Annotated in this window: 26 protein-coding genes and 1 tRNA gene; 14 read left to right on the plus strand and 13 right to left on the minus strand. The window is 60.6% G+C overall.

The features are described 5' to 3' along the window. Nucleotides 1-256 precede the first annotated feature (256 nt). The 4 genes from HMPREF2888_RS10935 (at nucleotide 257) to msrB (ending at nucleotide 2,756) form a co-directional block, all read left to right on the plus strand. Nucleotides 257-328, plus strand: a tRNA-Val gene (locus tag HMPREF2888_RS10935). Between the two features lie 98 nt (nucleotides 329-426). Beyond that, nucleotides 427-1,104 carry a dihydrofolate reductase family protein gene (locus tag HMPREF2888_RS10940; RefSeq protein WP_061922849.1) on the plus strand — a complete coding sequence of 226 codons (678 nt, stop codon included), beginning with the start codon at nucleotides 427-429 and terminating at the stop codon, nucleotides 1,102-1,104. Between the two features lie 10 nt (nucleotides 1,105-1,114). Further along, the gene (locus HMPREF2888_RS10945) at nucleotides 1,115-2,332 is read left to right on the plus strand and encodes a glycosyltransferase family 87 protein (protein WP_235591048.1); all 1,218 of its coding nucleotides are present in this window, start codon (nucleotides 1,115-1,117) and stop codon (nucleotides 2,330-2,332) included. Nucleotides 2,333-2,342: 10 nt separating this feature from the next. Then, complete coding sequence (gene msrB, locus HMPREF2888_RS10950; protein WP_070518782.1) at nucleotides 2,343-2,756, plus strand: peptide-methionine (R)-S-oxide reductase MsrB; 414 nt, start codon at nucleotides 2,343-2,345, stop codon at nucleotides 2,754-2,756. Between the two features lie 58 nt (nucleotides 2,757-2,814). Here msrB and hemQ read toward each other — a convergent pair whose 3' ends face one another. Continuing rightward, complete coding sequence (gene hemQ / locus HMPREF2888_RS10955; protein ID WP_061922855.1) at nucleotides 2,815-3,516, minus strand: hydrogen peroxide-dependent heme synthase; 702 nt, start codon at nucleotides 3,514-3,516, stop codon at nucleotides 2,815-2,817. A 218-nt stretch (nucleotides 3,517-3,734) separates the two neighbouring features. Here hemQ and HMPREF2888_RS10960 point away from each other — a divergent pair, with 218 nt between their 5' ends. Both HMPREF2888_RS10960 and HMPREF2888_RS10965 read left to right on the plus strand, forming a co-directional pair. Next, a complete protein-coding gene (locus HMPREF2888_RS10960; protein ID WP_061922858.1) occupies nucleotides 3,735-4,355 on the plus strand; it encodes a DUF3000 domain-containing protein in 621 nt (206 codons plus the stop codon). 40 nt (nucleotides 4,356-4,395) lie between these two features. Beyond that, complete coding sequence (locus tag HMPREF2888_RS10965) at nucleotides 4,396-5,643, plus strand: HRDC domain-containing protein (RefSeq protein WP_061922861.1); 1,248 nt, start codon at nucleotides 4,396-4,398, stop codon at nucleotides 5,641-5,643. 3 nt (nucleotides 5,644-5,646) lie between these two features. On the opposite strand, the gene dxs is transcribed toward HMPREF2888_RS10965, so the two are convergent. The 5 genes from dxs to dut all read right to left on the minus strand — a co-directional run bounded on the left by dxs (nucleotide 5,647) and on the right by dut (nucleotide 11,044). Beyond that, entirely contained in the window at nucleotides 5,647-7,551 is a 1,905-nt protein-coding gene (gene dxs / locus HMPREF2888_RS10970) for a 1-deoxy-D-xylulose-5-phosphate synthase (protein WP_061922864.1), read from the minus strand. A 118-nt stretch (nucleotides 7,552-7,669) separates the two neighbouring features. Continuing rightward, nucleotides 7,670-8,968, minus strand: a complete 1,299-nt coding sequence (locus tag HMPREF2888_RS10975) for a class I SAM-dependent RNA methyltransferase (RefSeq protein WP_256374597.1) — start codon at nucleotides 8,966-8,968, stop codon at nucleotides 7,670-7,672. Further along, nucleotides 8,961-9,557 carry a DUF3159 domain-containing protein gene (locus HMPREF2888_RS10980; RefSeq protein ID WP_096336863.1) on the minus strand — a complete coding sequence of 199 codons (597 nt, stop codon included), beginning with the start codon at nucleotides 9,555-9,557 and terminating at the stop codon, nucleotides 8,961-8,963. The genes HMPREF2888_RS10975 and HMPREF2888_RS10980 overlap by 8 nt, the downstream gene beginning before the upstream one ends. A gap of 97 nt (nucleotides 9,558-9,654) precedes the next feature. Next, nucleotides 9,655-10,533: a DUF3710 domain-containing protein gene (locus tag HMPREF2888_RS10985; protein ID WP_371326211.1), complete on the minus strand. Its 879-nt coding sequence runs from the start codon at nucleotides 10,531-10,533 to the stop codon at nucleotides 9,655-9,657. A 37-nt stretch (nucleotides 10,534-10,570) separates the two neighbouring features. Then, entirely contained in the window at nucleotides 10,571-11,044 is a 474-nt protein-coding gene (gene dut, locus HMPREF2888_RS10990; protein ID WP_061922873.1) for a dUTP diphosphatase, read from the minus strand. A 70-nt stretch (nucleotides 11,045-11,114) separates the two neighbouring features. On the opposite strand from dut, the gene HMPREF2888_RS10995 reads away from it, so the two are divergent. After that, a complete protein-coding gene (locus tag HMPREF2888_RS10995) occupies nucleotides 11,115-11,651 on the plus strand; it encodes a DUF3093 domain-containing protein (RefSeq protein ID WP_082785783.1) in 537 nt (178 codons plus the stop codon). Nucleotides 11,652-11,782: 131 nt separating this feature from the next. Here HMPREF2888_RS10995 and HMPREF2888_RS11000 read toward each other — a convergent pair whose 3' ends face one another. Beyond that, entirely contained in the window at nucleotides 11,783-12,073 is a 291-nt protein-coding gene (locus tag HMPREF2888_RS11000; RefSeq protein WP_061922875.1) for a DUF4193 domain-containing protein, read from the minus strand. A gap of 108 nt (nucleotides 12,074-12,181) precedes the next feature. Then, nucleotides 12,182-13,045 (minus strand): inositol monophosphatase family protein, encoded by an 864-nt coding sequence (locus HMPREF2888_RS11005; protein WP_062040441.1) that lies wholly within the window; start codon nucleotides 13,043-13,045, stop codon nucleotides 12,182-12,184. Between the two features lie 35 nt (nucleotides 13,046-13,080). Between HMPREF2888_RS11005 and ppgK the strand changes: the two genes are divergently transcribed. Both ppgK and HMPREF2888_RS11015 read left to right on the plus strand, forming a co-directional pair. Beyond that, nucleotides 13,081-13,881, plus strand: a complete 801-nt coding sequence (ppgK, locus tag HMPREF2888_RS11010) for a polyphosphate--glucose phosphotransferase (protein ID WP_062040438.1) — start codon at nucleotides 13,081-13,083, stop codon at nucleotides 13,879-13,881. Between the two features lie 197 nt (nucleotides 13,882-14,078). Continuing rightward, entirely contained in the window at nucleotides 14,079-15,527 is a 1,449-nt protein-coding gene (locus HMPREF2888_RS11015; protein ID WP_062039495.1) for an RNA polymerase sigma factor, read from the plus strand. 141 nt (nucleotides 15,528-15,668) lie between these two features. Here HMPREF2888_RS11015 and HMPREF2888_RS11020 read toward each other — a convergent pair whose 3' ends face one another. The 5 genes from HMPREF2888_RS11020 to HMPREF2888_RS11040 form a co-directional block, all read right to left on the minus strand. Next, nucleotides 15,669-16,412: an ABC transporter permease gene (locus HMPREF2888_RS11020; RefSeq protein WP_062040435.1), complete on the minus strand. Its 744-nt coding sequence runs from the start codon at nucleotides 16,410-16,412 to the stop codon at nucleotides 15,669-15,671. Nucleotides 16,413-16,416: 4 nt separating this feature from the next. After that, nucleotides 16,417-17,163 carry an ABC transporter permease gene (locus HMPREF2888_RS11025; protein WP_062040432.1) on the minus strand — a complete coding sequence of 249 codons (747 nt, stop codon included), beginning with the start codon at nucleotides 17,161-17,163 and terminating at the stop codon, nucleotides 16,417-16,419. Then, entirely contained in the window at nucleotides 17,160-18,074 is a 915-nt protein-coding gene (locus tag HMPREF2888_RS11030) for an ABC transporter ATP-binding protein (protein ID WP_062040427.1), read from the minus strand. Before HMPREF2888_RS11030 ends, HMPREF2888_RS11025 begins: the two co-directional genes overlap by 4 nt. Before the next feature lie 73 nt (nucleotides 18,075-18,147). After that, entirely contained in the window at nucleotides 18,148-18,825 is a 678-nt protein-coding gene (locus tag HMPREF2888_RS11035; protein WP_062038737.1) for a response regulator, read from the minus strand. Then, nucleotides 18,822-19,931 carry a sensor histidine kinase gene (locus HMPREF2888_RS11040; protein WP_070518783.1) on the minus strand — a complete coding sequence of 370 codons (1,110 nt, stop codon included), beginning with the start codon at nucleotides 19,929-19,931 and terminating at the stop codon, nucleotides 18,822-18,824. The genes HMPREF2888_RS11035 and HMPREF2888_RS11040 overlap by 4 nt, the downstream gene beginning before the upstream one ends. Before the next feature lie 245 nt (nucleotides 19,932-20,176). Here HMPREF2888_RS11040 and HMPREF2888_RS12635 point away from each other — a divergent pair, with 245 nt between their 5' ends. From HMPREF2888_RS12635 to HMPREF2888_RS11060, 5 genes are all read left to right on the plus strand, one after another. After that, on the plus strand, nucleotides 20,177-20,479 hold the full coding sequence (locus HMPREF2888_RS12635) for a glycerate kinase (protein WP_235591050.1): 303 nt from the start codon (nucleotides 20,177-20,179) through the stop codon (nucleotides 20,477-20,479). Nucleotides 20,480-20,550: 71 nt separating this feature from the next. Beyond that, entirely contained in the window at nucleotides 20,551-21,573 is a 1,023-nt protein-coding gene (locus HMPREF2888_RS11045; protein WP_070518861.1) for a transcriptional regulator UriR, read from the plus strand. Continuing rightward, the gene (locus HMPREF2888_RS11050; RefSeq protein WP_061922904.1) at nucleotides 21,570-22,499 is read left to right on the plus strand and encodes a ribokinase RbsK1; all 930 of its coding nucleotides are present in this window, start codon (nucleotides 21,570-21,572) and stop codon (nucleotides 22,497-22,499) included. Before HMPREF2888_RS11045 ends, HMPREF2888_RS11050 begins: the two co-directional genes overlap by 4 nt. A gap of 25 nt (nucleotides 22,500-22,524) precedes the next feature. Beyond that, the gene (locus HMPREF2888_RS11055; RefSeq protein WP_061922907.1) at nucleotides 22,525-24,015 is read left to right on the plus strand and encodes a uridine transporter UriT; all 1,491 of its coding nucleotides are present in this window, start codon (nucleotides 22,525-22,527) and stop codon (nucleotides 24,013-24,015) included. A 10-nt stretch (nucleotides 24,016-24,025) separates the two neighbouring features. Continuing rightward, on the plus strand, nucleotides 24,026-24,964 hold the full coding sequence (locus HMPREF2888_RS11060) for a uridine-preferring nucleoside hydrolase UriH (RefSeq protein ID WP_061922910.1): 939 nt from the start codon (nucleotides 24,026-24,028) through the stop codon (nucleotides 24,962-24,964). The last annotated feature ends 59 nt before the right edge of the window (nucleotides 24,965-25,023 follow it).

The following is a 25,023-nucleotide window of genomic DNA, read 5'->3' on the forward strand; positions in this document are numbered from 1 at the left end:
ATGCGCTACCAACTGCGCTACATCCGCATTGCATCATACAAACTGCTGTGTGCAACAACCGTCTGCCGTGGTGCGAGTAGAAACATTATCGCGCACTTTCGAAGTTTCCAAATCCGCAGGATAATTAGCTGTTTTTACAGCGCTGCTCGATACCGCTTTTCACCGAACGAATTACACCAATGTCATTTTAGAATTCTCTTCAATAGACCGATTAGGAGTTGCCGCCGCCCTAGGTGTAGATTCAACACCGCACCGCGGTCCTATAGCTCAGTGGGAGAGCGTTCCGTTCACACCGGAAAGGTCGCTGGTTCAATCCCAGCTAGGACCACCGCTTTCTTAAAGCCGGCATCTTTTATTGAAGGATGCCGGCTTTGTTGTATCTCCTCGTTGTATCTCCTCCGCTGTTTCTCCACTAGGCTGGCCGGCATGAGCGAAAGCATTGATGTATCCACGCTGGTCGGCCCTGACGAGCCGGGCATCCGCCTGATTGAGGTCTCGACCCTTTCTGGTTCGGCCACTATAGATGGCACCTCGGATGCCATGGGCAACGATAACGACGCCGCGTTGTTTGCAGCACTGCGCGAATGGGCCGACGTCGCAGTAGTGGGTTCAGGCACGGTCAAGGCCGAGGATTATGAGGGCTCCTCCCCTGGCAAGGCGCGCATTGCAGTGATGAGTAACTCGCTTGACTTAGACGTGGAGTCGAAGCTTTTTAATGTTGGAACTCCGCCCATCATTTTGACCCCAGACGAGAACCTAGGCACCACCGCGGCGAAGCGGTTAGAGGAAGCCGGCGCCACGTTGCTAGGCACTGGTGACGGCACGATCCCTTCCGTCGTGGAGGCACTTCGCGCGAAAGGCTGGTCCCGCATTAGCTGCGAGGGCGGCCCAGGCATCTATTCCCTTTTCATTGCCGCAGGCATGGTGGACAAGCTCTATTTGACCCTGGACCCGCATCTTTCGCCCACGGTTTCCCAGCCGCTGGTCCACGCGCCGGATGAGGCAACGGCTAATGCACAACCGTTGAGCCTGTCGCTTGAAAGCGTAATCCCGGACGCTGACGGCACGGTGTTTCTGCGCTACGCCGTAGTAGGTGCCCCGTAAACTGCACATCGTGAAATCCCCGAGTCTCTCTCCAGCTGCTGACGCGTTGCCATTGGACACAAAGTCTTCGTATGGCTCGCGAAGCATCAAGGTTTTTAAAACCGCGGCTTGGCCGATTGCACTGTTGTTGGTGTTCCATCGCGTTGTCATCGTCGCGTTAAACGGCACCACCACCGACGACTTTACTACCGTGCATTCGGCCATGCGCCGCTTCCTGCAAGGCATTCCCGTCTACGAGCAGGACTACACGCATGTCGATCCGCTCTATCTCTACAATCCAGGCGCCACGCTTCTACTTTCGCCCTTAGGGTGGATGGATCTCACGGTGGCGCGCTGCGGCTTCATTGTGGTCAATGCATTGGCCATCATCGGCGCCCTCGCCGTCCTCATCAAACTCGTCGGACGCAACCTACGTAGCCCGGTATTTCCTGCCTCCATCATCTTGGCTTTTGCCACGGAGGCAGTAACCAATACCCTTGCCTTCACCAACATCAACGGAATTCTCTTCTTGGCCATGGCGGTATTCCTCTGGGGCATTTTGGATTCGCACCGCCGCAGCCACATCATCGCGGGGCTGGTGTTGGGCTTGGCCATCCTCATCAAACCCCAGTTTGGGCCGTTACTCTTCCTAACGCTGGTAAAGAAACGGTGGCTAAGCGCCGCCTTAAGCGTCGCGGTGCCGGTCAGCTTCAACGCCGTCGCTTGGCCACTTACCCCGGGCGCCAGCGGCTACCTGGACAAGCTCGTGCCTTATCTCGGGCAAACGCGCGACTTCGCCAACAGCTCGTGGCCGGGCGTGCAGGCTTATTTTGGGCTTGGCGACGCCCCGTTCTACGCCGTTTGGCTCGCCGCCGCCGCGGCGTGCGCGTTTAGCATCCTGGGCCTACTCAAATGGCGCGATACGGAGCCGGTGTTCTGGGCTTTGACCACCTCAGGCGCAATTATGGCGGGAATCTTCTTCCTGTCCTCGCTGGGCCAGCAGTACTACTCCATGTGGCTTATCCCGCTGGTCTTTACCGTTTTTCTGCCACGTTCGGTATTCCATACCGTCCCGGCGTGGTGCGTGGCATTTTTATTCCTCGCGCCAGTCAAGTGGACTTCGGTGCCCTGGCCCACCGCGGGATACTGGATGGCCGTGTTCAGCGCAACAATTGGCTGGGGCCTGCTGATTGTCTTGATCGCCGCATCGGTTGCCGGATGGTGGCGGCAGGACGAGACCAAGGTCTAGACTTCCCGGCATGACTGATTTCAAGCTCATTGCCGATACTGAATGGCGCAACCGGCTAAGCGCCGAGGAATACCGTGTGCTGCGTCAAGCTGGCACTGAGGCGCCTCACGTTGGTGAGTACACCAACACCACCACCGAGGGCGTGTACTCCTGCAAGGCCTGCGGAGCCGAACTTTTCCGCTCTACGGAAAAGTTCGAGTCCCACTGTGGCTGGCCTTCCTTCTTTTCCCCATTGGCTGGAGAGGCCGTCATCGAAAGAGTTGATGCCTCACACGGCATGACCCGCACCGAGGTGTTGTGCGCCAACTGTGAGTCCCACTTGGGCCACGTATTTACTGGCGAGGGTTATAACACCCCGACGGATCAGCGCTACTGCATCAACTCGATCTGCCTCAACCTCGAGGAAAAACCCATCGAGGATTAGGCCGCGTTTGCCAAATACCTAAGTAGGTTGCTTTAGGCAGCAACCTAAGGCAGCCTTCTTAAGGCAGCACCGCGATGAGCTCGGCGACGTCCTTGACACGACGGCCGGTGTGGAAAGGAATCTCCTCGCGCACGTAGTGGCGGGCCTCGGTGTAGCGCATCAGGTACATCAGGTCGACGATGCGGTGTAGCTCTGGAGCCTCGAAGGCGAGGATCCACTCGTAGTCGCCGAGCGCGAAGGATGGCACGGTGTTCGCACGCACGTCTGGGTAGTCGCGGGCCTGCATGCCGTGCTCCATCAGGATGCGGCGGCGCTTTTCCTCATCCATGGTGTACCAGTCGTAGGAACGCACGAACGGGTAGACCGCAATCCAATCCCCTGGTTCCTCACCCATGATGAAAGAAGGCAGGTGGGATTTGTTGAACTCTGCCGGACGGTGCAGGGCGTTGCCTACCCAGGTCACCTCAGAGACCTGGCCGAGAACGGTCTCTCGGCGGAAGTCCGCAAATGCCTTCTGGATGTCCTCAAACTGCTCGGCGTGCCACCAGATCATGAAATCGGCAGAATCGCGCATGCCCGAAAGATCATAGATTCCACGGACGGTTACCTTCCCTGCAGCTTCGAGAGCCTTGAAGAACTCCTGCGCCTGGGTCACGATGTCCGCGCGCTCGGTTCCCAGGGCACCCGGGATGACCTTGAACACCGCGTGTTGGGAATACTGCTGTACTGCGTTGAGCTCTTGGAAGTTAACCTTCGCCATAATGGACCGTCTCCTTGAAAAGCGGATTCATTTTGAAATACCTATCCATCATAAGTTGGATAGGCGGCCATTTCCATTTCCCCTGCCACCGCCCTGCCTCATTTGTCGGGCAGCTCACCGAGTTCCGGCGCGCCTTCGCCCTATTCCGAGCCGAAAACTATAGCTTGAACCTCGTGAGCAATTCCGACGCAACTTCGAGCACCCCGGCAGGCGCCCCAATGAGCCTGCACGAGCACGCCGCAGCCAAGGCCACTTCCGCACAGGAAGAGGCAACGACGCCCACCGTCTTCAATGCCGCTGTAGATTCCATGCACGCGGCACAGCTGCGCCCCGAAATCACTTTGGGCACCATTCGCCCGCCGCAGCGCCTGGCGCCGTATAGCCACGCTGTTGGCCTGGAAATTGGCGACCCCGCGGAAGGCACCGACGTGGTTCCAACGGACGCCGAGGGCGATGCCTTCGGCCGCCTTATCCTCCTGCACGATCCCGGCGCCGAAGAGGCATGGGAAGGTGCTATGCGTCTGGTGGCCTATATCCAGGCAGATATGGACGATGCGGTCGCGGGTGACCCGCTGCTTCCCGACGTCGCTTGGCAGTGGCTCAACGAGGCCATGGAGGCCAACGGCGCAACGCACACCAACTTGGGCGGCACGGTTACCTCGACCGCCTCTGTCCGTTACGGCGAGATCGGCGGCCCGCCGCGCGCCTACCAGTTGGAGATGCGCGCCTCCTGGACTGCTGCGGATCTGAACCTAACCCCGCACGTTGAGGCCTTTGCCCAGGTTCTCGCGAACGTCGCCGGCCTGCCTCCGGAGGGCGTTACAGAGCTCGGACGTTAACTACCGCTCCGTGTCACACCAGACTTGTAGGCTGGCTACTATGACTGAATTGCGGACCAGACCAGCGGAAGGCACTCCAGAGGTTTTGCGCACCGCGGCGGAGTTTAAAGCCGCGGCTAGTGCGCTGGCAGCTGGCGAGGGCCCTTTCGCTATCGATACTGAGCGTGCGTCCTCGTATCGATATGATGACCGCGCATTTTTGGTTCAGGTGCGCCGCAAAGGCGCCGGAACCTTCCTCTTTGCACCGGAGGGTAAACGCAAACAGCTCACGGCAGCGCTTGCGCCGGTGCTTAATGATTCCGCGTGGGTAGTCCACGCCGCGCCCTCAGATTTGCCGTGCCTGGCCTGGTTGGGGCTATATCCAGGCACTCTTTTTGATACTGAACTCGCCGCCCGCATGGCAGGGTTTGAGCATGCGAATTTAGGCTCCATGGTTGCAGAGCTTTTCGACGTCGAGCTAGAAAAAGGCTACGGCGATGCTGACTGGTCTGAGCCGAACTTGAGCCTGGACTTGCGTGCCTATGCGGCCCTCGACGTCGAGTTGCTCTTAGAGCTCGCGGAGGCCTTGCGCGATATCTTGGCTGAGCAAGACAAACTCGACTGGGCCTATGAAGAATTCGCGGCAATCGTGGCCGAGCATGCCGGCATCAAGGAGCCGGCGCCACGTACCTGGCGCGGGCTCAAGGGGCTCAAGGCCCTTCACAAGTCGGAACAGCTCATCGTGGCGAAGCTGCTGTGGACCAAGCGGGAGAAGATTGCCCGTGAGACTGACACCGCACCAAACCGCGTCTTGCCGCACCGCGTGCTCGTGGACATCGCACGCCAGCTGCCCGATTCTCCCCGCGATTTTGCCCGCATCAAGGGCGTGCCGCGCAAGCGCCACGGGGCGGGCCTGCAGTGGCTGGCGGTAGTCCAACAGGCGCACGAGATAGATCGGCGCGAGTGGCCGAGCAAGAAGCGGGAGCCTTCCCGCGTTCCTTCCAAGACGGTGTGGAACAAGGACCACCCGCATCTGTGGCGAGTGTTCCAGGACCTGCGCACCGATTGCGAAGAGCTCGGTGAGGAATTGGGCATGCCGTGGGAAATCATCATCAAGCCCGCCACGTTGCGTGCGGTGGTGTGGGCCGCTGGCTGCCCGCCGCAGGCACGACGCGAGGGTTCCGTGGGCGGACTCGTCACAGACGAAAGCGATATCGCGCCTTTCCTACGGGATGAAGGAACCAGAGAATGGCAAATCGAGCTCCTTCAACCGATTCTGGAAGAAGGGCTCGATTATTCCGGCAGCTAGGCCCTAGCCTTCGGTGATGGTACCCAGCCAGTCCTCGACGGCTGCGGCGATTTCCTCCGGGGTGAGGCTGTTTTCCTCCAGCACTTCGCCGCGGCTTGCGTGGCGTGGGAAGTAGTTGGCCACGCCCATGCGGCGCAGCGGCGTATCCACCTCAGCGGCATTCAGCGCCTCTGCGATCATGGAGCCAATGCCGCCACGGATGATGCCGTCCTCGACGGTGACCACGAGGTCGTGGTCTGCCGCGAGGCCAACCAGGGACTGCGGTACCGGAACCGCCCAGCGCGGGTCGGCGACGGTGACGTTGTAGCCGCGCTCTTCGAGCAGCTTCGCGGCGTTGCGGGAACGGGTGCTCATCGCGCCGATGGCAACGAGCAGGATGTCTGGGACATCGGAAGCAGCTTCCTCAGCATCGTTGTAGTAGATGATGTCCACGCCGTCGGAAAGCTGGTCCACTGCTTCGATGTCATCAAGCAGGTTGCCCTTGGGGAAACGCACGACGGTGGGCCCGTCGTTGACCTCGAGGGCCTCGTTGAACAGCTCGCGCAGGCGGGCGCCGTCGCGAGGAGCGGCAATGCGCATGCCTGGGACGATGCTCATCAGGGCCATATCCCACACACCGTTGTGGGAAGGGCCGTCGGAGCCGGTGACGCCAGCGCGGTCCAGGACGATGGTCACCGGCAGCTTCAGCAACGCGATGTCCATGATGACCTGGTCCACGGCACGGTTCAGGAAGGTCGAGTAGATAGCAACCACCGGGTGCATGCCGGCTAGCGCCAAGCCAGAGGCCGAAGCCATGGCGTGCTGCTCTGCGATGCCGACGTCGAAGAAGCGCTCTGGGAAGCGCTCCTCAAAAGGCGCGAGGCCGGTAGGACCTGCCATGGCAGCGGTAATCGCCACGATGTCCTTGCGGTTCTCTGCCGCCTTAATGAGCTCCTCGGAAAAAGCTGCGGTCCAACCCGGCTGCTTCTGGCCCTTTGGCACGCCGGTGACTGGGTCGATGGCACCGGTGGAGTGCATCTGATCCTTCGGCTCGTTGACGGCTGGGGCAAAGCCGTGGCCCTTTTCCGTTACGGTGTGGACGATGATTGGGCCGTCGTAGTCGCGGGCGTAGGAAAGCGCGCGCACCACGGCGTCGATGTCGTGGCCGTTAATGGGGCCAACATACTTAATGCCAAGCTCTGGGAACATCTCGGTAGGCATGACGGTGGACTTCACGCCGTCCTTGATGGCATGCAGCGCATCGAAGGTGCGCTCGCCTACCCAGCCCATGGACTTCAGGCGCTTCTTGCCCTGTTCCATGATCTCATCGTAGCCATGCTGGGCACGGATACGACCCAGGTTCTCGGATAGACCGCCGATGGTCGGCGAATAGGAACGGCCGTTGTCGTTGACGATGATGACGGCGTTGCGTTCTTTATCGGCCGAGATGTTGTTGAGCGCTTCCCAGCACATGCCACCGGTCAACGCGCCATCGCCCACGACGGCCACGGCGTTGCGGTGGTTCTCACCCTTGATCTTGAAGGCCTTGGACAAACCATCGACGGTAGAAAGCGCGGCAGAAGCGTGGGAGGACTCGGTCCAGTCATGCTCAGACTCGCCGCGATCGGTGTAGCCGGAAAGACCGTCCTTCTGGCGCAGGGTATCGAACTGATCGGTGCGCCCCGTTAACATCTTGTGCACGTAGGACTGGTGGGAGGTATCGAAAACGATGGCATCCCGCGGGGAGTCAAACACGCGGTGGATGGCCACGGTCAGCTCCACGACGCCCAGGTTAGGCCCTAGGTGGCCGCCGGTGACGGAGACCTTCTCAATCAGACGTTGACGAATTTCATCAGCCAACTGGCGCAGTTGTGCTGGGGAGAGAGCCTTCAAATCGCGAGGCGACGCAATGGTATCCAGAATGGTCATGGAGCGGCCTTCTTCTCCTTCTTGTCAGTTCTTTTTCTTTTCTACCGTACCCGTTCCTGCGCTAAGGGCGGCAATCCTCGAATTAGCTTGGGTGTTAGCCGCGGCGGCTGGGGCAAGGCTATTTATGCGGCTGTAGCAACGCCATTGTCTCGAAATGATGCGTTCCGGGGAAGGCGTTGAGCATGGTCAAGCGTTTGAGTTCATAGCCGGCCTGCTTCCACGCCTTGATGTCGCGAGCGAAGGTTGCTGGATCGCAGCCCACATGGACGACGCTGCGCGGTGCGGCGCTAGCGACGGAACTTACGACGTCGTCTCCAGCACCGGTGCGCGGTGGGTCAAGGACCACGAAGCGCGGTGCGGGCAGCTGCGCCGCAGATGATTCCACCTTGGCGCTGCGGAACTCCACGGAGTACGGCGCCAGGCAATCCTGCTTAGTGGCAGCTGCTGCCGGCGAGTAGTCCACGGAGTAAATTTGCGGGGAGGCAAAGTCTACAGGTTTCTCGGCCGCTCCGCTGCTTACCAGGGCGTCGTGCAGCGCGGGCACGAAAAGGCCCACGCCTCCATAGAGGTCCCAGGCCACAGCGGATTCTCCAGAAGAATCCGCCGGTGCTGACGAAGCAGAGAGCCACTCGCGCACGAGCGAGGTATAGGCCTCGGGTGCGGCGCGGTGAGCTTGCCAGAAGGCGGTAGCCGGGAAGGTAAAGGCGTGCTCGCCTACTCGCTCGACCACGGTGCCGGTGCCTTCAATAACTTCGCGGACGGTTTCGACGCGGCGCCCGCGCGGGGCACGGCGGGATTCCACGACGTGGCGGTTTCCCTCGCTGTCCATCACGACGATGACTTCAGCACCCGGGGTGAACCGACGGGCGTTCTCCCCTACGATTCCGTCGACGAGGCCCGGCACCAGCTGGGTGCAGGCAACATCGGTGACAAGCTCAGTGGAGCCACGCTTGCGCAAGCCAGCACGGCCCTCCTGGTCCACGCCGAGCCGCACGCGCGTGCGCCAGCCGCGCTGTGGGGCAAGCTCGCGGGTCTCAATGTTGAGGCGCTCGAGCTCATCTGCTTCCAGCTTGGCCACGCGGCGCAGCTGCTCAGTCAAGACTTCGGTCTTGATCTCTGATTCCTTATTCGGATCCAGCTCGTGAAAATCACAGCAGCCAGCACCCTGTGCAGCCGCCGGGCAGGCGGACTCCACGCGCAGGGAGCCAGCGGTATTCACGTCCACGAGGTCAGCCTCAATGAAGGACTTCTTGACCTTACGTGCGATAACGCTCACGGCGTCGCCGGGGAATGCGCCGTGGACGAAGACGATGCGGCCGTCGGGAGCATGCGCGATACCCACGCCACCGTGTGCCATGCGCTCGACGGTGACATCGAAAGTCTCGCCCTTAGTAATCGTTACCTCCGGGCTAGTCACGAATAGCCTCCTCAGCAGTTGCTTCCTCGACAGCGGCGTTGGCACGGCGGACCATCCAGATGGTCAACAAGGTAACCAGGCCCGTAAGAGGCCAGCCCATCAGGATGCGCACGACGCCGAGCGCGGTGGTGTTGTCGGCGTTGTAAATGGCGTTTTGCACGATAAAACGCGCCAGGAAGATCACTGCCCAGCCGGCAGTTGCGATGGCGTAGGCGCGGCGGGCTGGCGCCACGGTGCGCCAGCGCATGTCCTCGCCGTTAATGCCTTTCCAGATGACGCCGACCAGCGGCCAGCGCACCACGATTGAGATGGCAGCCACGATGAAAAACAGCAGCGACATCCAGATGCCGTAGAGGAAGTAGCCCTTTGCATCGCCCGTGAACCACGCGATGGCGGCGCAAATGCCCACGCCCACCAGGCCGGAGATAGCAGGCTGCAGGGTTTCCTTGCGGGCAATGCGCCAGACGGCGATAAGGAGGGCAACACCAAGCGCGGCCAACAAGGCAGGACCCAAGCCCCACACGTTGTTGACCGGAATGAGAACCACCACGGGCAGTGTCGCAGATACCAGACCGGAAAGCCCGCCCATCTGCTCCAGAAGGGTGGGCTCTTGCTCAGTAGTTGCGGTTCCGTCGTTGGACGCGTTGGACGCGGATGCGCCGTTAGAACTATCGGGTTTCGTCACGTTAGCTTTCTTCTTTGTTCAACTCATCCAGCTGTGCCTTGGCCTCAGCCTCCGCTTCAGCTGCTGCAGAATCAGTGCGCTGGGCGTCTGCGCCATCGGCGCTGGTGCCCTCGGCACGCTGCTTCATTGCCTGCTGCACCTGCTCGGCCAGCTGCTGTGGCAAGGTCACCGGCAAAGAGTTGCCAGCCAGGATCGGATCCTCGCCGCGATAGATAAAGGTACGGGCGAAGACCTCACGGCCAAGCTCTGCGAGTTGTTCCTGCTTGCCCGCCGGTGCGGCAAGGGTCAGGCGGTACATCCAGCGCGGGCCGTCGACGCCGATGATGCGGATTTCACCATTCGGGTTGGTGCCGACGATCTCGGTGCCCCATGGGCCATCCTCGCCGTGGGCCTCAAAGCCATCGCGGGTGAGACCATTAATGATGTCCGTCGCGGATTCAGCCCACTGACCCGGCTTTCGCGGCGCCGCAAAAGCAACCGGCGTCATGCGGCCATGTTGGCTAACGATGTGGAGCATCTTCGGGCCCTGCTCGCCCATCTCCACCTGGACCTGGGTGCCCTTTGGCAGCGGGATGCGCATGGAGCCCAAATCCAAAAGGCCTACCGAGAAGTCCTCGAAGTCGAAGTCCTGGATATTTACTTGGTCGCCGTCAAAAGGACCCATCTCGCCGCCCACGGCGTCGTGCTCGACGCTGTAGGCTTTGAAGCCCTCTGGGCCGGACGGGGCGTCGCTAAGCGCAGCTGAAGCGTCACTTTGCGCAGCATCATCTGCCGCCGAAGTTTCATCGGCCGCGCTGAGATCCTCGGCCTTATTACGGGTTTCAAGGTCCTGGGCTTCATCGCTTTGGGAGTCAGATTTCTTCTTAGAAAAAGGCCACATAGGCATAATTGTTCTCCAAACTTTTCTCGCGCGCTACCTAAACACCAGTGGAGCCATAGCCGCCGGTGCCGCGCACGGTCTCGTCGAGTTCTTCGACTTCCTCGAAATCGACCAGCTCCACGCGCTGGATGAGCAGCTGCGCGATGCGCATGCCGCGCTCCACGTGGAAAGTCTCGTGCAGGTCGTGGTTAATCAAGCAGACCTTAATTTCGCCGCGGTAGTCGGCGTCGATGGTGCCCGGCGTGTTGACCACCGAAACACCGTGCTTGGCGCCCAGGCCGGAGCGCGGGTGGACAAGGCCAACGGTGCCCAGCGGTAGTGCGACCGCGATGCCGGTTCCCACGAGGACGCGCTCGCCCGGGGCGATGTCGACCGATTCTGCCGCGCAGAGGTCAGCGCCGGCGTCGCCACGGTGTGCGCGCTGCGGCAGCGGCAGCTCCTTATCCAGACGGCGTACCTTGACAGGGCCGAAGGGGCTTGCAGGATCGATTAATGGGTTCGTCTCATTCACCCGCACTAGCCTACCGTGGTGTCACAACGGCTTCGCTAAAGCAGGGCCTGAGTGACTACACTTACTTCCCGTGTCTAAGAATTCTGCTTCCGCTTCCCAAACCGCAGCCGGCGTAGCAGGCAGCCCCGCGCCGGAGGTCCTCTACAGCGAGCGCCAATGGGTGCCGTGGTATTTCTGGTTCATGGCAGCCTTCGTCGTGGCGATTACCACCGCGACGGTCAGCCTGAACCGCAATATTTGGTGGATCATCATCCCGGCCGTGGTCTTAAGCGCCATCGCAATTTGGGTCATGGTTTCTTGGTCCGGCACCGTCCTGCGCGTGGAAAAGGATGCTGATGGCACCCGCTGGCTCGTGGTCAAAGACGCGCAGCTTCCCCACGATGTCGTGCAGCGCTCCATGGTGGTGCCAAAGTCGGCGCGCCGCAGCGCCCTTGGACCGCAGTTCGACCCAGCCGCCTTCCTGGTCACGCATGGCTGGATCGATGAGCACGTGATGCTGGTTCTGGATGATCCAGAGGATCCAACTCCGTACTGGCTCGTTGCCACCAAGAACCCACAGCAGGTGCTAAATGCCTTCTTAGATCCGGCAGATCGCCCTAACACTTAAGAGCCGCAAGCTCCCTAAAGGCAGCAAGACATAAAAATTCCCCTCTGCGCCGCTTACCCAAGTTATTGCTCCGAAAGGAACTATTGCTCCAAAGGGTAAGTCGCCCGCAGAGGGGAATTTGTTTTTCTCGCCTATGCGCAGTCGAGGCAGATCGGCTGACCGTCTTCCTCGTGGGACAAGCGCTTGTTGGATTGCACCAGGAAGCAGGAAGAGCAGGTGAACTCGTCTTCCTGACGCGGGATGACGGTGACGTTGAGTTCCTCACCGGTGAGATCCACTGTCGGTGGCTGGAAAGCCTCGACGATTTCTCCATCGTCGTCCATGCCGTTGTTGTCGGTTTCGGCAGCCTTCAGACCTTCGAGAGAGTCGGCTTCCAGCTCGTCTTCTACACGGCGACGCGGTGCGTCATAATCGGTGGCCATAGTGTACGCCCCTATTAGTCATGTGGTTGGGATAGGTATTTATCGTGCGCATCCTAAAACACATTTGCTGCGATGTCATACTCGCCCCGCCGCAGGCGCGTCAGATTCCTACCCCCGCAGTGGCTCTAGGGCACCATTTTCTTCGAGAAGCTGGGAAAATGCCGAGGCCAGGCTACCCCCGCAGGCCCAGGTTAATTCGCCGTCTTTTGCGCCTTTATTCAATCCTGGGCGATTAACTACAGCTCCGGCTTCAGCTGCGATGATGGCACCGGCGGCGCAGTCCCAGGCGTTAATTCCGTGCTCGTAGTAGGCGTCGACGCTTCCCTCCGCCACGCGGCACAAGTCGAGCGCGGCCGCGCCCATGCGACGAATATCACGTACCTGCGGAAGCAGTCGGCAAAGCAACTCCGCCTGCGCTTGGCGACGCCCCGCTGCATACCCAAAGCCCGTTGCCACCAGGGCTAGCGCAGGATCAGTTTCGGTGCGGCAGTGAAGCTTTCGTAGAGTGCCATCGGACGTTTCTAGCGTGGCGCCGTAGCCCAGGGCCGCCGAGTAGAGGTCGCCGCGCACTACGTTGATGACGGCGCCGGCGACGATCTCGCCATCCACGGCGGCGCCGATGGACACCGCATACTCATTGATGCCATAGAGGAAGTTCACGGTGCCATCGATGGGATCGACAATCCAGGTAATGCCGGTGCTACTTAAAACGTCTGCGCCTTCCTCGCCCAAGATGCCGTCGCCAGGACGCGCGAAGACGATCTGCTCGGTGATAAAACGCTCAGTTGCTTGATCCACCTCGGTGACGGGGTCCACCGCACTCGACTTCGTCTGCGTGTGCGCGGCGAGACCGTCGGCGTCGATAAGCGCCGCTCTTTGCGTGCGAATACGTGCTGCGGCGGCACGGGCAGTAGCCGCGGCGAAATCGCGCAGCTCTTCGACGTTAATTACATCCCTATCAAAGCTAGCCATGCCAACAATTATGCATTTGCCTAGACTTGATGCCTATGACTGGCACTACAGCTGAAACCAGCACCGCAAACCACGCCGCCCCAGCCCAGGCGGAGCACTCTTTTGGCATCGACATCGGAGGTTCCGGCATCAAGGGCGCGGAAGTAGACCTAGCAAACGGCGAGTTCGTGGGCGAGCGTCTAAAGATTGCTACCCCGGAAAAGTCCACCCCGGAGGCCGTGGCGACGATCGTCGCGCAGATTGTGGCGGAAAAGAACTGGGAGGGCCCGGTGGGTATCACTCTGCCTTCCGTGGTGAAAGATCAGAAGGTGCTCAGTGCCGCCAACATCGACAAGTCCTGGATTGGCGTGGATGCGCAGGAGCTTTTCGCCCAGTACCTGGATCAGCCTTTCGTGGTGCTTAACGACGCCGACGCTGCCGGCCTCGCCGAGGTTGCCTACGGCGACGCGGTGGCGCGCACGGGCTCGGTCATCTTCCTGACCCTCGGCACTGGTATCGGCTCCGCGTTCCTGCTGGACGGCAAGCTCTTCCCTAATACGGAGTTGGGCCACATGATGGTCGGCGATGCCGAGGCTGAGCACCAGGCGTCCTCTGCTGTAAAGGAGCGCGAGGGACTGAAGTACAAGGAATGGGTCAAGCGCCTTGACCGAGTATTGGAAGAATACGAAAAACTTTTCAATCCCCACGCTTTCATCATTGGCGGCGGCATTTCCCGCAAGTGGGAAAAGTGGGGCGATAAACTCACCACTTCTACTCCCGTTGCCCCAGCGCAGTTGCGCAATCGTGCGGGCATCGTGGGTGCGGCTATGGCAGCCCAGCAGGGCCTTAAGCCGTAACAGCAATCACATAGCTAATCGACCCCAGTTAACCGCCTTAAAGGCAAGATCATCTATACTGGGCCGTCGATCCTTAATCTAAACAGCACGCGGCGTGCCTAACCCGCCCTGATGTGGCGAGCTCGTAGCATGGCCCCAAAGGTTGGACCTTGTCTAACCTTGCTGTTTTCAATCACAAGCAAGTCGAAAGGGCGTACGTGGCAGCCACTGATTCTTCAGACCAGGTTCTCGGCGAGGGCACTGATGCCGCCGAGGCATCTGCCCCTGTCAAGAAGACCGCCAAAAAGACGGCCAAGAAAACCGCAAAGAAGGCCGCGAAGAAGACCGCCAAAAAGACCGCGAAGAAAACGGCCAAAAAGACTGCTAAGAAGACGGCCAAGAAGACGACTCGCAAAACTGCGAAGAAATCTGCCAAGAAGACCGTCCGCAAGTCTGCGCAGAAGGCCGCGGCCGCTCCTGAGGAGAAGCAGGAACAGCTCGAGACCGCTTCTGACGAGCTCGAGGACGAGCTGGTAGATGACGCGGACCAGGATGACGCTGACTTCGATCCAGATAACGCGGACATGGACGATGACGAGTTCGGCGATTCTGATGACGAACTCGATGCGGATGAGGACGATGAAGACGACGAAGAGGATTCTTCCTCTGTCTGGGACGAGGAAGAGTCCGCTACCCTGCGCCAGGCGCGCAAGGATGCACAGCTGACCGCTTCTGCTGACTCCGTCCGCGCTTATCTCAAGCAGATCGGTAAGGTCGCCCTCCTTAACGCTGAGCAGGAGGTCTCCCTGGCAAAGCGCATTGAGGCTGGCCTCTACGCGCAGTACCGCATGGATGAGATGGAAAAGGCACGCGCTGAGGGCGATAAGGCCGCCAAGCTCTCCCCTATGGAAAAGCGCGACCTGCGTTCCATCGCCCGTGATGGCCGCAAGGCAAAGAACCATCTGCTGGAGGCGAACCTCCGACTCGTCGTTTCGCTTGCGAAACGCTACACCGGCCGCGGCATGGCTTTCTTGGACCTCATCCAGGAAGGCAACCTGGGCCTTATCCGTGCGGTTGAGAAGTTCGACTACACCAAGGGCTACAAGTTCTCCACCTACGCCACGTGGTGGATCCGTCAGGCCATTACCCGCGCTATGGCGGACCAGGCCCGCACCATTCGTATCCCGGTCCACATGGTTGAGGTCATCAACAAGCTGGGCCGCATCCAGCGTGAGCTGCTGCAGGATCTGGGCCGCGAGCCCACCCCGCAGGAACTGGCGAAGGAAATGGATATCACCGAGGAAAAGGTGCTGGAGATCCAGCAGTATGCTCGTGAGCCTATTTCCCTGGACCAGACCATTGGTGATGAGGGCGATTCCCAGCTGGGTGACTTCATCGAGGATTCCGAGGCAGTCATCGCTGTCGACGCCGTATCCTTCACCTTGCTGCAGGACCAGCTCCAGGACGTGCTCACCACCCTGTCTGAGCGTGAGGCCGGCGTTGTCCGCCTGCGCTTCGGCCTGACCGACGGCATGCCGCGCACTTTAGACGAAATCGGCCAAGTCTACGGCGTCACCCGCGAGCGCATCCGCCAGATCGAGTCCAAGACCATGTCCAAGCTGCGCCACCCATCGCGCTCTCAGGTGCTGCGCGACTACCTCGACTAAGAGGCCAAGCTAGCCAAGGCAAGCAACAAGACGCACACGCTTGCCGACGCCGCCCTCTCCTCCCCCCGTTAGCACTAAGCTGCGGAGGGACGCGAGGGCATTTTGCATCTGTGGCACAAGCAAGAGTCCCAAGGATGCGGCCTAAGCCTCAACGTCATGGGTTCGCAGCCAGACAACAGATGCAATCCAAGCTCCGATGACGAAGCAGATAGAAACAGCCATCCTGAACGCGATACCGTACACATCAGGAGTGTCATCTGCGCCGAAGGCAGTACTGCCGAGCGAAATCGTCGACGTAACCATAGCCGGTGGCAGCAGCATCGGGATGAGCCGAATACCGCTGTAGAGAATTCCAACTGAGGCAATCGCGCCCACAAGTGAAATCGCCACGGGCGTGGCAAAGCTGCGAAAGATCATCGAGAAGAAGGATTGCCAGGCCCCGACTGCGAACGCCGGGATGATTGCTAAGAACAGCGCGCTCAAGTTGAGCGGCGAAATCTCTCCCTGTATTCCTAAGCCGCGTCCAATGCCTAATGCCAGCGCAATGAACACCGCCTGCATTAGCGCGATGAGGACCATGATGGAGAAAAACTTGGACGCGACTACTTCTCCCGCCGAGCGCGGTGAGGTCAAAATAGTGTTCCAATTGTGATTGCGGTGTTCCAGGCGCCAGGCAGCTGCAGCGATGATGGCCACTCCCACAGTCATAAAGATTAGGCCGTAGAACAGCGTTGCTTGGGAAAGATAGCTTGCCCATCCGGCATTAAGTACCGCCAAGTTGGCGTGATAATTCGCGGCACCAATGCCGACTGCTATACACGGCACGAGGAAGGTGACAGCCCATACGTAGGAGCGTCGAAATTTCAGCAAGTCGATAGCAAACATGAACTTATTCCTCCTGGGAATCAAGCGTGCGACAAAGCACGGTGAAGATGACGGTTACAACGGCGATGAAAAGTGCCCATGGAATCCACAGTGGTTCGATGCTCACTAGGCCTTCGGGGCGGAAGGTAAATGGGGATAAGACTGCGTAGTAGCCGAAGGGATTAATGAGCGTGACCGCGGTTGGGGAAAGCATTCCTGCCACACCGAGGAAGCCGCCTACTACCCCAGTGCTGAGCACCACGAGCTGGGATTCCACGCGTGCTGCCTGCCACAAGAAAATCGCCATCAGTGCGCACGAGGTTCCATATAGACCAGCTGCTGTGAGAACCCATGTGCCGAGTGAATCAATCGACTGTGCGCCAAAGAGGAATGGAGTGGTCAAGACCGCGAGCAATTCAACTACCTTTACTGCGGCTAGGACAAGGGCTAAAGCTGCGAACTTCGCGCGGAGCAGACCACCGCGGCGGTACCCGGCGATGGAATTGAGCCGCCAGCCGCCGTGGAGATGCTCTACATCGGCTGCGCGGCTGGCTAACAATGCCACCTGCACCGGAGTGAGGAAGGCCGTCACCATGATGTAGCCAAGGAGATGCCCGCCCCATTGACTATGCGGATCTTGCTGAAATTGTTCGGCGGTGTGCTCACCCACCAGATTCATACTGGAAAAAGCAACGATGGCGAGCGTGACAGCAAGGGCAAGCGGCAGCATCCGGGTATGCCGCATCTTGGCATATTCATTCTGCAGCATCATTGCAAGCCACCTCGTCCCGTAATCGAAATGAAGATCTCTTCGAGACTGCGGTGCGTTCTTAGCACCTGGTAGATGGGCACGCCATGGTTGACGAGCTGCGCGCAAGCCCCCGCGACGTCGCGCTCGCTTAAGTTCGGAACCCGAATGCCACCTTCTACAAAGCGCACTGAGATACCCGCGAGTGCTTGCGCCGCTTCCTTGGGGTTCGGAGTTTCAATAAAGACTTCAGGCGGCTGGGAATGGAAAAGCTCCTGCTTTGTACCTTGGAAGAGCAACTGCCCGCGATTAATAATGGTCAGCTCACTAGCCATCTTTTCGATTTCCGAGAGAAGGTGGCTCGAAACCAATACCGTTCGCCCCTCATCGGCAGCGAGGCTGACGATGAGATTGCGAATCTCTTCGATACCGGCAGGGTCAAGACCGTTCGTTGGTTCATCAAGGATCAGAAGCTGCGGGTTACGAATCATAGCCATTGCGATGCCGAGGCGCTGCTTCATGCCCAAGGAATAGTTCGCTACTTGCTTGTCCAGCTGCTTTTCCAGCCGCACGAGGTGCACTGCGCGATCCACGTCTTCTGCTTCAGCGCGTAGAAGCCGCGCAGCGATGCGCAGGTTCTCTCGCCCGGTGAGGTGCAAATAGGCCGAAGGCTGCTCGATGAGCGAGCCGGTGCGGGCCAAGGCCCGGCTGCGCGTCTTAGGCCCGAAAGGCTCACCGAACAAGCTGATGCTTCCCTCGGTCGGCTTTGCCAGCCCCAAAAGCATTTTCATGGTCGTGGACTTGCCCGAACCATTTGGCCCCAACAATCCGTGAACGACACCGTGGCCGATTGCCATATCAAGGCCGTCGACGGCCTTGAATCCCTTATATTCCTTGGTCAAACCCTGAGTTTCGACAACATATTCTGTGCTCATAACTCAATCGTTGCCCGGCGCGCCTACGCCGCACATCGCCGCGAGGCACGATTTTGCGAGTCATACCGGGGTATTAGGAGCTAAGCAGGTCAGCACGGGAGACAACTCCTGTGCGATAGGCGAAAAGGGCTGCGTGTACACGGTCCCTAGAACTCGTCTTGGCGAGTACTCGTCCAACGTGCGTCTTGACGGTCGGCATAGAGATGAACATCCGCTCACATATCTCTGTGTTGGACCATCCCATCCCGATTGCTTCAAGGATTTCTTGTTCACGGGCAGTCAGCGACTCAAGTACCCGACGGTCTACGCCGCTAATACTCAGCGTGTCCGTGGAATCATCCCTCATACTGTGGACAAGGCGCTTAGTGGCGCGGGGTGAGATTACCGCGTCTCCGCGATAGACAGTGCGCAACGCGCTTAGTAGCTCCTCTGGCTCTGCGTCCTTGAGCACGAAGCCACTCGCTCCTGCTCGCAGCCCAGCTACTACGTAGTCTTCGTCATCGAAGGTTGTCAGAATGATGACCTTCGTCTCCGGAAGAGTGGATGCGATTTCAGCAGTGGCGCTAATTCCATCGCGGACAGGCATCTGTACATCCATGAGCACCACATCAGCAGGCGTGGCCGCGCATTGGGTCAGCGCATCTTCGCCATCGTTTGCTTGCCAGATAACATCCATGTCTGGCTGCGAACTAATGATCTGGGCAATCCCGTGTAGGAAGAGAACCTGGTCATCTACCAATCCGACTTTCATTGCTTACTTCCTCCTCCTGTGGGTAACTCTGCTTCTACTATCCATGTGCCAGCATCACTGCGCTGTTGGAAGGTTCCTCCAACCAATTCCGCTCGTTCCTTCATGCCAGCAATGCCATGTCCCTCGCCTCGGGCATCACCCATGTATCCATTGCGCACCTCAAGGCGGACGATACCTTCAAGCCATTCGACTAGTACGTCTGCTTGCCCGCCACCATGTTTGTTCGCATTGGTCAAAGCCTCTTGGACAATTCGGTACAGACTTAGCGACGTCGCGGCGGAAAGCTCTTCAGGTGGCGTTCCTGTGCAGCGATATCCCACAGCAATGCCAGCGCTTCTAACGCTGTTAATGAGTTCTGAAAGATCACCGAATCCCGCCATCGGTTGAGTGCCGCGCTTTTCCCCTGTGCGCAGCAAGCCCACGACTCCCCGCATCTCCCGCAAAGAGGTCCTTCCCACGCGGGAAATAGACTTCAAAGCTTCTTCTTGCGCTTCCGTGTCTTTGGTGTAGAGCGCCCCATCGGCCTGGGCAACTATGACCGATAGCGAGTGCGTGACGACGTCATGGATCTCACGTGCGATGAACGCCCGTTGTTCCGTCGAGCTTTTCTCGAATTCCAGGCGTTGTTTCTCTAGAGCACGCGAAATCTCCCGTGTGCGTTCTTCCTCTGCTCTCCTACGCAGTTCACCCACAAGCATGCATACCGCAAGGACCAGTAGGCTCCAGCCCACGACGAAAAGGCGCCGCGCAATATCCTGTGCTGCTTCCTGTACCGTTTGGCTCACCCAAAATACGCCGATAAAGTCCGCAGCAAGCATCCCTATAGTCATTATTCGACGTAGGGGCTCTTCCAGCCTGCGGCGAATAATGTAGGCGACCTGCCCCGCAAGGATTATGATGCCTACGGTGAGTTCCACCTGGAACAGGCTGGCGAAGAGCACCACTGATGCAACGAAGACCACCAGGCGCGGCCACCGCCTGCTAATAATTGGCGCTAGCACGACCAAGGCGATAATCAGGTAGTCAAAGAGCGGCCGGGACATCAGGTCCCTACCGATGAGAGACGCCGCTCCGCACAAAAGCGACACCGCAAGGTCACGAATCATTCGCCTATCAGAAAAGACTTCCACACCTCTACGCTATCCGGTTCGACGAGTTAAGTAGTCATGCCTGAGTACGATTTCGTCGGCCATTTCTTCCCCAGGCCGGGTCTAAATAGACCTCCTTCCCCACAATTTCAGGCAGCCGAAGATTGGAAATCTGCGCCCCAAACTAATGTCTTGGGATACCGTGACGAGAGCAACATTGCAGAACAGCCTGATTCGAAATCCTCGCCGCCCGCCCCGCCGCGGTGACACACACCATAGAAGTCACCGGACCCGTCGGACAACAGGTCACCGCCCAGTGGGTCGAGTTCCCCGCGCGACGCCTCGCCGTCATCGAGATGGCCTCCTGCGCAGGCCTCTCCCTCGTGCCGCAGGACCTGCGCGACCCCGGCGCGACCACCATCCTCCTAGCCGCGCACATTCGCTTGCGCGGCTTCCGCGTTCCTATCCCTCAATGCCTGCGACCCCGTCGCTCCCCGCGGCGGGGTCGGAGCTGTTTCCACCCCCGCCAGAGTGCCCCCTTGCTGGAACCGGTGGTGAGGAAATAGGGTGGATTTAACAAATTGCAAACGTTTACATCAATCGTTTGCACACCACAGGGCGAAGCGGGGTGACCATCATGGCAGCAGAACACAGCCGTCCCACCCTCAAGGACGTGGCCCAGCGCGCCGGTGTCTCCATCGCCACCGCCTCCCGCGCCATGGCGAACAACCCCGCGGTGGCCACCACCACCCGCACGCGCATCCAGGCCCTAGCCGCGGAGATGGGATATCTCCCCAACGCCCAGGCCCGGGCCCTGCAGAGCTCACGCAGCAACACCATCGGGATAGTGGTGCCCAGCCTGATCAACCCCTATTTCGCCACCATGGTCTCCGCCGTGCAGAACGCAGCCGAGGGGGCCGGTCTGGCCACCATCATCACCAACACCGATGAGCGCCCGGAGACCATGGCCGCCTCCCTGGCCTTCCTTGCCAGCCACGGGGTGGACGGCATCATCTGCGTGCCCGATGAAGCCTGCGCGGACCAACTGAACAACCTGCACGCCCAGGGCATGCCCTTGGTCCTCATCGACCGAGAACTCACCGGATCCCCCATCCCCACCGTCATCTCCGATCCGCAACCCGGCATGGACGCCGCGGTATCGCTGCTGGTGGAGCACCATGCCCTGCCGATCGGTTACCTCTCCGGGCCGCTGAGCACCTCCTCGGGACGTGCCCGCCTGGAAGCCTTCCAGCAGGCCTGCCGGAACAACGAACGGGAACCGCAGCTGGTCTTCCGTGGTGGGTTCGAACAGGAGCAGGGCTATCAGGGTGCCACCCACCTACTCAACCACGGGGCCCGTGCACTGGTCGCCGGGGACACCATGATGACCATCGGGGTGCTCCAGGCCTGCCACCGGGCGGGCCTGAGTATCGGCGAGGGCATCAGCGTGATCGGTTTCGACAACCAACCCATCTTCGCCCTGCAACCACGGCCCCTGACGGTCATCGACCAGCAGGTGGACGTCATGGCCCGGCAGGCCTTCACCGTCCTGCACGGGCTGCTGACAGGCTCCAAAACTACCGAATCCACCCAGACGCACCTTGTCACACCCACTATCCTGATCCAGGGTGATTCCCTCATGAAAGGCCCACAACCATGACTGACATACCCGGTTCACCCGGTTCCATTGTTGTTGTCGGATCCATCAACGCGGATCTGACCACCACGGTCCACCGCCACCCCCACCCCGGTGAGACCCTCCTCGGCGGCGGTGGTGAGATCAGTGCCGGCGGCAAGGGCGCCAATCAGGCCGTGGCCGCCGCCCAGCTCGGTGCGGAGGTCCACATGGTCGGTGCGGTGGGTTCCGATACCATGGCCGACTCCGCCCTGGTGCACATGCGTGCCTCCGGCGCTGACATGTCCGCAGTCCACACCGTCGACGGCCCCACCGGTCTGGCCGTGATCACGGTGGCCGATGACGGTGAGAACACCATCATCGTCGTGCCCGGCGCGAATGCCAGCATGGACGCCGACTATGTGGACCGGCATGCCCGGCTCATTGAACAGGCCGGCATCGTCCTGCTGCAGGGTGAGATCCCCGCCGATGGTTTCAACCGCGCGGTGGACCTGGCGCAGGGTCGGGTGGTGATCAACCTCGCGCCTGTGGTCCCGGTCGGTCATGAGCAGCTGCGTCAGGCGGATCCCCTCCTGGTCAATGAGCACGAGGGTGCCCTCGTGTTGGAGATGCTCGGTGCACCCACCCCCGAAACCGATCCGTCCACCCTGGTGGCAGCCCTGCTGGGTCAGGGTTTCCCCACCGTGGTCATGACCCTCGGTGCCGATGGCGCCCTGGTCGGTGACGCCGAGGGCCTCACCGCGATCCCGACCCCCACCGTTGAGGCGGTGGACACCACCGGCAGTGGCGATGCGTTCGCGGGTGCGCTCGTCGCAAAGCTCGCCGACGGCCACTCCCTGGTGGAGGCCGCACGCTTCGCCGCCCGCGTCGGTGCGTTCGCCGCCACCCGCCGCGGCGCGCAGGCCTCCTACCCCACGCTTGTCGACGACCTACCCACAGTCACCGCTTAACTCCCCCACCGAAACGAGAGTAACCATGTCAACCACCATCGAACCGAAGAAAGCCCCGGCCGCTGCGATCATCCCGCTGATGATCGCCCTGCTGGTGGCGGTGTTCGCCTTCCAGCTCAATGCCTCCATGCTCGCTCCGGCCCTGGCCACCATGGAGGTCGAACTGAATGCGACCCCCGCCCAGATCGGTATGACCCAGACCGCGTTCTTCACCGCGGCCGCCCTGTTCTCCCTCTTCCTGCCGCGCTGGGGTGACCTCATCGGCCGCCGCAAGGTGCTGATCGGCATGATGATCGTCACCGGCATCGGCTGTCTCGTCGCGGCACTCGCCCCCAATGTCACCGTGTTGTTCCTGGGACGTCTGATCCAGGGTGTGGCCGGCCCCACCGTGCCGCTGTGTCTGATCATCCTGCGCCAGCATGTGCCCAATGAGAAGCAGTACGCACTACTGCTGGGTGTAATCACCTCCATCAACGGTGGTATCGGTGGCGTCGACGCGATCGCCGGTGGCTGGCTGGCGGAACACTTCGGCTTCCGGTCCATCTTCTGGGTCATGGCCGTGTTCTGCGTGGCGGCCGCCCTGGCCCTGTCCTTCAGTGTGAAGGAATCCACCGCCGAGACCACCCCGAAGATGGACTGGCTCGGTGTGCTGCCGCTCGCCGTGTCCATCGGTGCCCTGCTGACCGCCTTCAACGAGGCCGGCAAGCTTGCCGACGCCAACTGGTTCCTCGTCATCGCCCTGTTCGCCATCGGCATCATCGGCACCGTCGCCTTCTACAACATTGAAAAGCGTGTGAAGAACCCCCTGGTCAGCATCGAGTACCTCGGCCAGCGCCGCACCTGGGCGCTGCTGCTGACCACCCTGTTGACCATGACCGGCGTGTTCGCCATCATGAACGGTCTGCTGCCCAACCTCGCGCAGAACGCCACCCATGGTGCGGGCATGTCCGCCGGTGTGGTCTCCTGGTGGACCCTGACCCCGTATGCCCTGGCCGGCCTGGTCTTCGGGCCCGTCGCCGGTATTCTCGCCGGCAAATTCGGCTACAAGATCGTCCTGCAGATCGGTATCGCCGCCACCATCATCGGTGTCGCCGGTGCCACCTTCCTCGTGGGCAGCACCTCCAACCTGGCGTACCTGGGGATCTCCATCTTCGTGGGTATCACCTACGCCGGTATCGCCAACATCATGCTCAACGGACTCGGTGTGGTGCTCTCCCCCGCCGACAACCAGGGGTACCTGCCGGGGATGAACGCCGGCGCCTTCAACCTCGGTGCGGGTATCTCCTTTGCCATCCTCTTCGCGGTGGCCACCAGCTTCGGGGACAGCAACGGTGGGTACGCCGCCGGTATGTGGGCCGGTGTGATCATCCTGGCGCTGGCGTTCCTGTGCTCCCTGCTCATCCCACGCCCGGAATCCATCACCGATACCGTGGCGGCCAGAAACCTGGCTGCCAATGCCACCGACACCACCGATACCGCCCCCCGTGGGCAACTAACCCCGCACTTTGAGAATTAGGAGTTTCACCATGACCACCAAGATCATCCTCGACTGCGATCCCGGACACGATGACGCCGTCGCCATGCTGCTCGCCCACGGCAACCCGGACATCGAGCTGCTCGGCATCACCACCGTCGGCGGCAACCAGACCCTGGCCAAGGTCACCCACAACGCCCGTGTCGTGGCCACCATCGCCGGCATGGACACCCCGATCTACCCGGGCGTGACCCGCCCGCTGGTCCGCCCCATCGAGGTCGCCGAGGACATCCACGGCGACACCGGCATGGAGATCAACAACTATGACCTCCCCGAGCCGACCGTGGGCGTTGAGGACACCCACGCGGTGGACTTCATCATCGACACGGTGATGAACAACGAACCGGGCACCGTCGCCCTGGTTCCCACCGGCCCGCTGACCAACATCGCGCTGGCGGTGCGCAAGGAACCCCGCATCGCCGAACGCGTCAAGGAGGTCGTCCTCATGGGTGGCGGCTACCACGTCGGCAACTGGACCGCCGTCGCGGAATTCAACATCAAGATCGACCCGGAGGCCGCCCACATCGTCTTCAACGAGTCCTGGCCCCTGACCATGGTCGGTCTGGATCTCACCCACCAGGCGCTGGCCACCCCGGAGGTGGAGGAAAAACTCGCCGCACTGGGCACCGCGACGGGCGACTTCGTCGTCGCACTTTTCGACGCCTTCCGCAAGAACTACCAGGACGCCCAGGGATTCGACAACCCACCCGTCCACGACCCCTGCGCCGTGGCCTACCTCATCGACCCCACCGTGTTCACCACCCGCAAGGCACCACTGGATGTGGAACTGTCCGGCGCGCTGACCACCGGCATGACCGTCGCCGATTTCCGCGCCCCCGCCCCGGAGGACTGCACCACCCAGGTGGCGGTGGAACTGGACTTCGATAAGTTCTGGACCATGGTCGTCGATGCGGTGAAGCGCATCGGTTAGGAACTCAACGCACTAGGGGGACGTGAATGTCCCATTACGTTGTTAGCAGTTCCACCCCA

This window comes from Corynebacterium sp. HMSC077D03, from assembly GCF_001808545.1.
In the GTDB taxonomy this organism is placed as follows: domain Bacteria; phylum Actinomycetota; class Actinomycetes; order Mycobacteriales; family Mycobacteriaceae; genus Corynebacterium; species Corynebacterium simulans.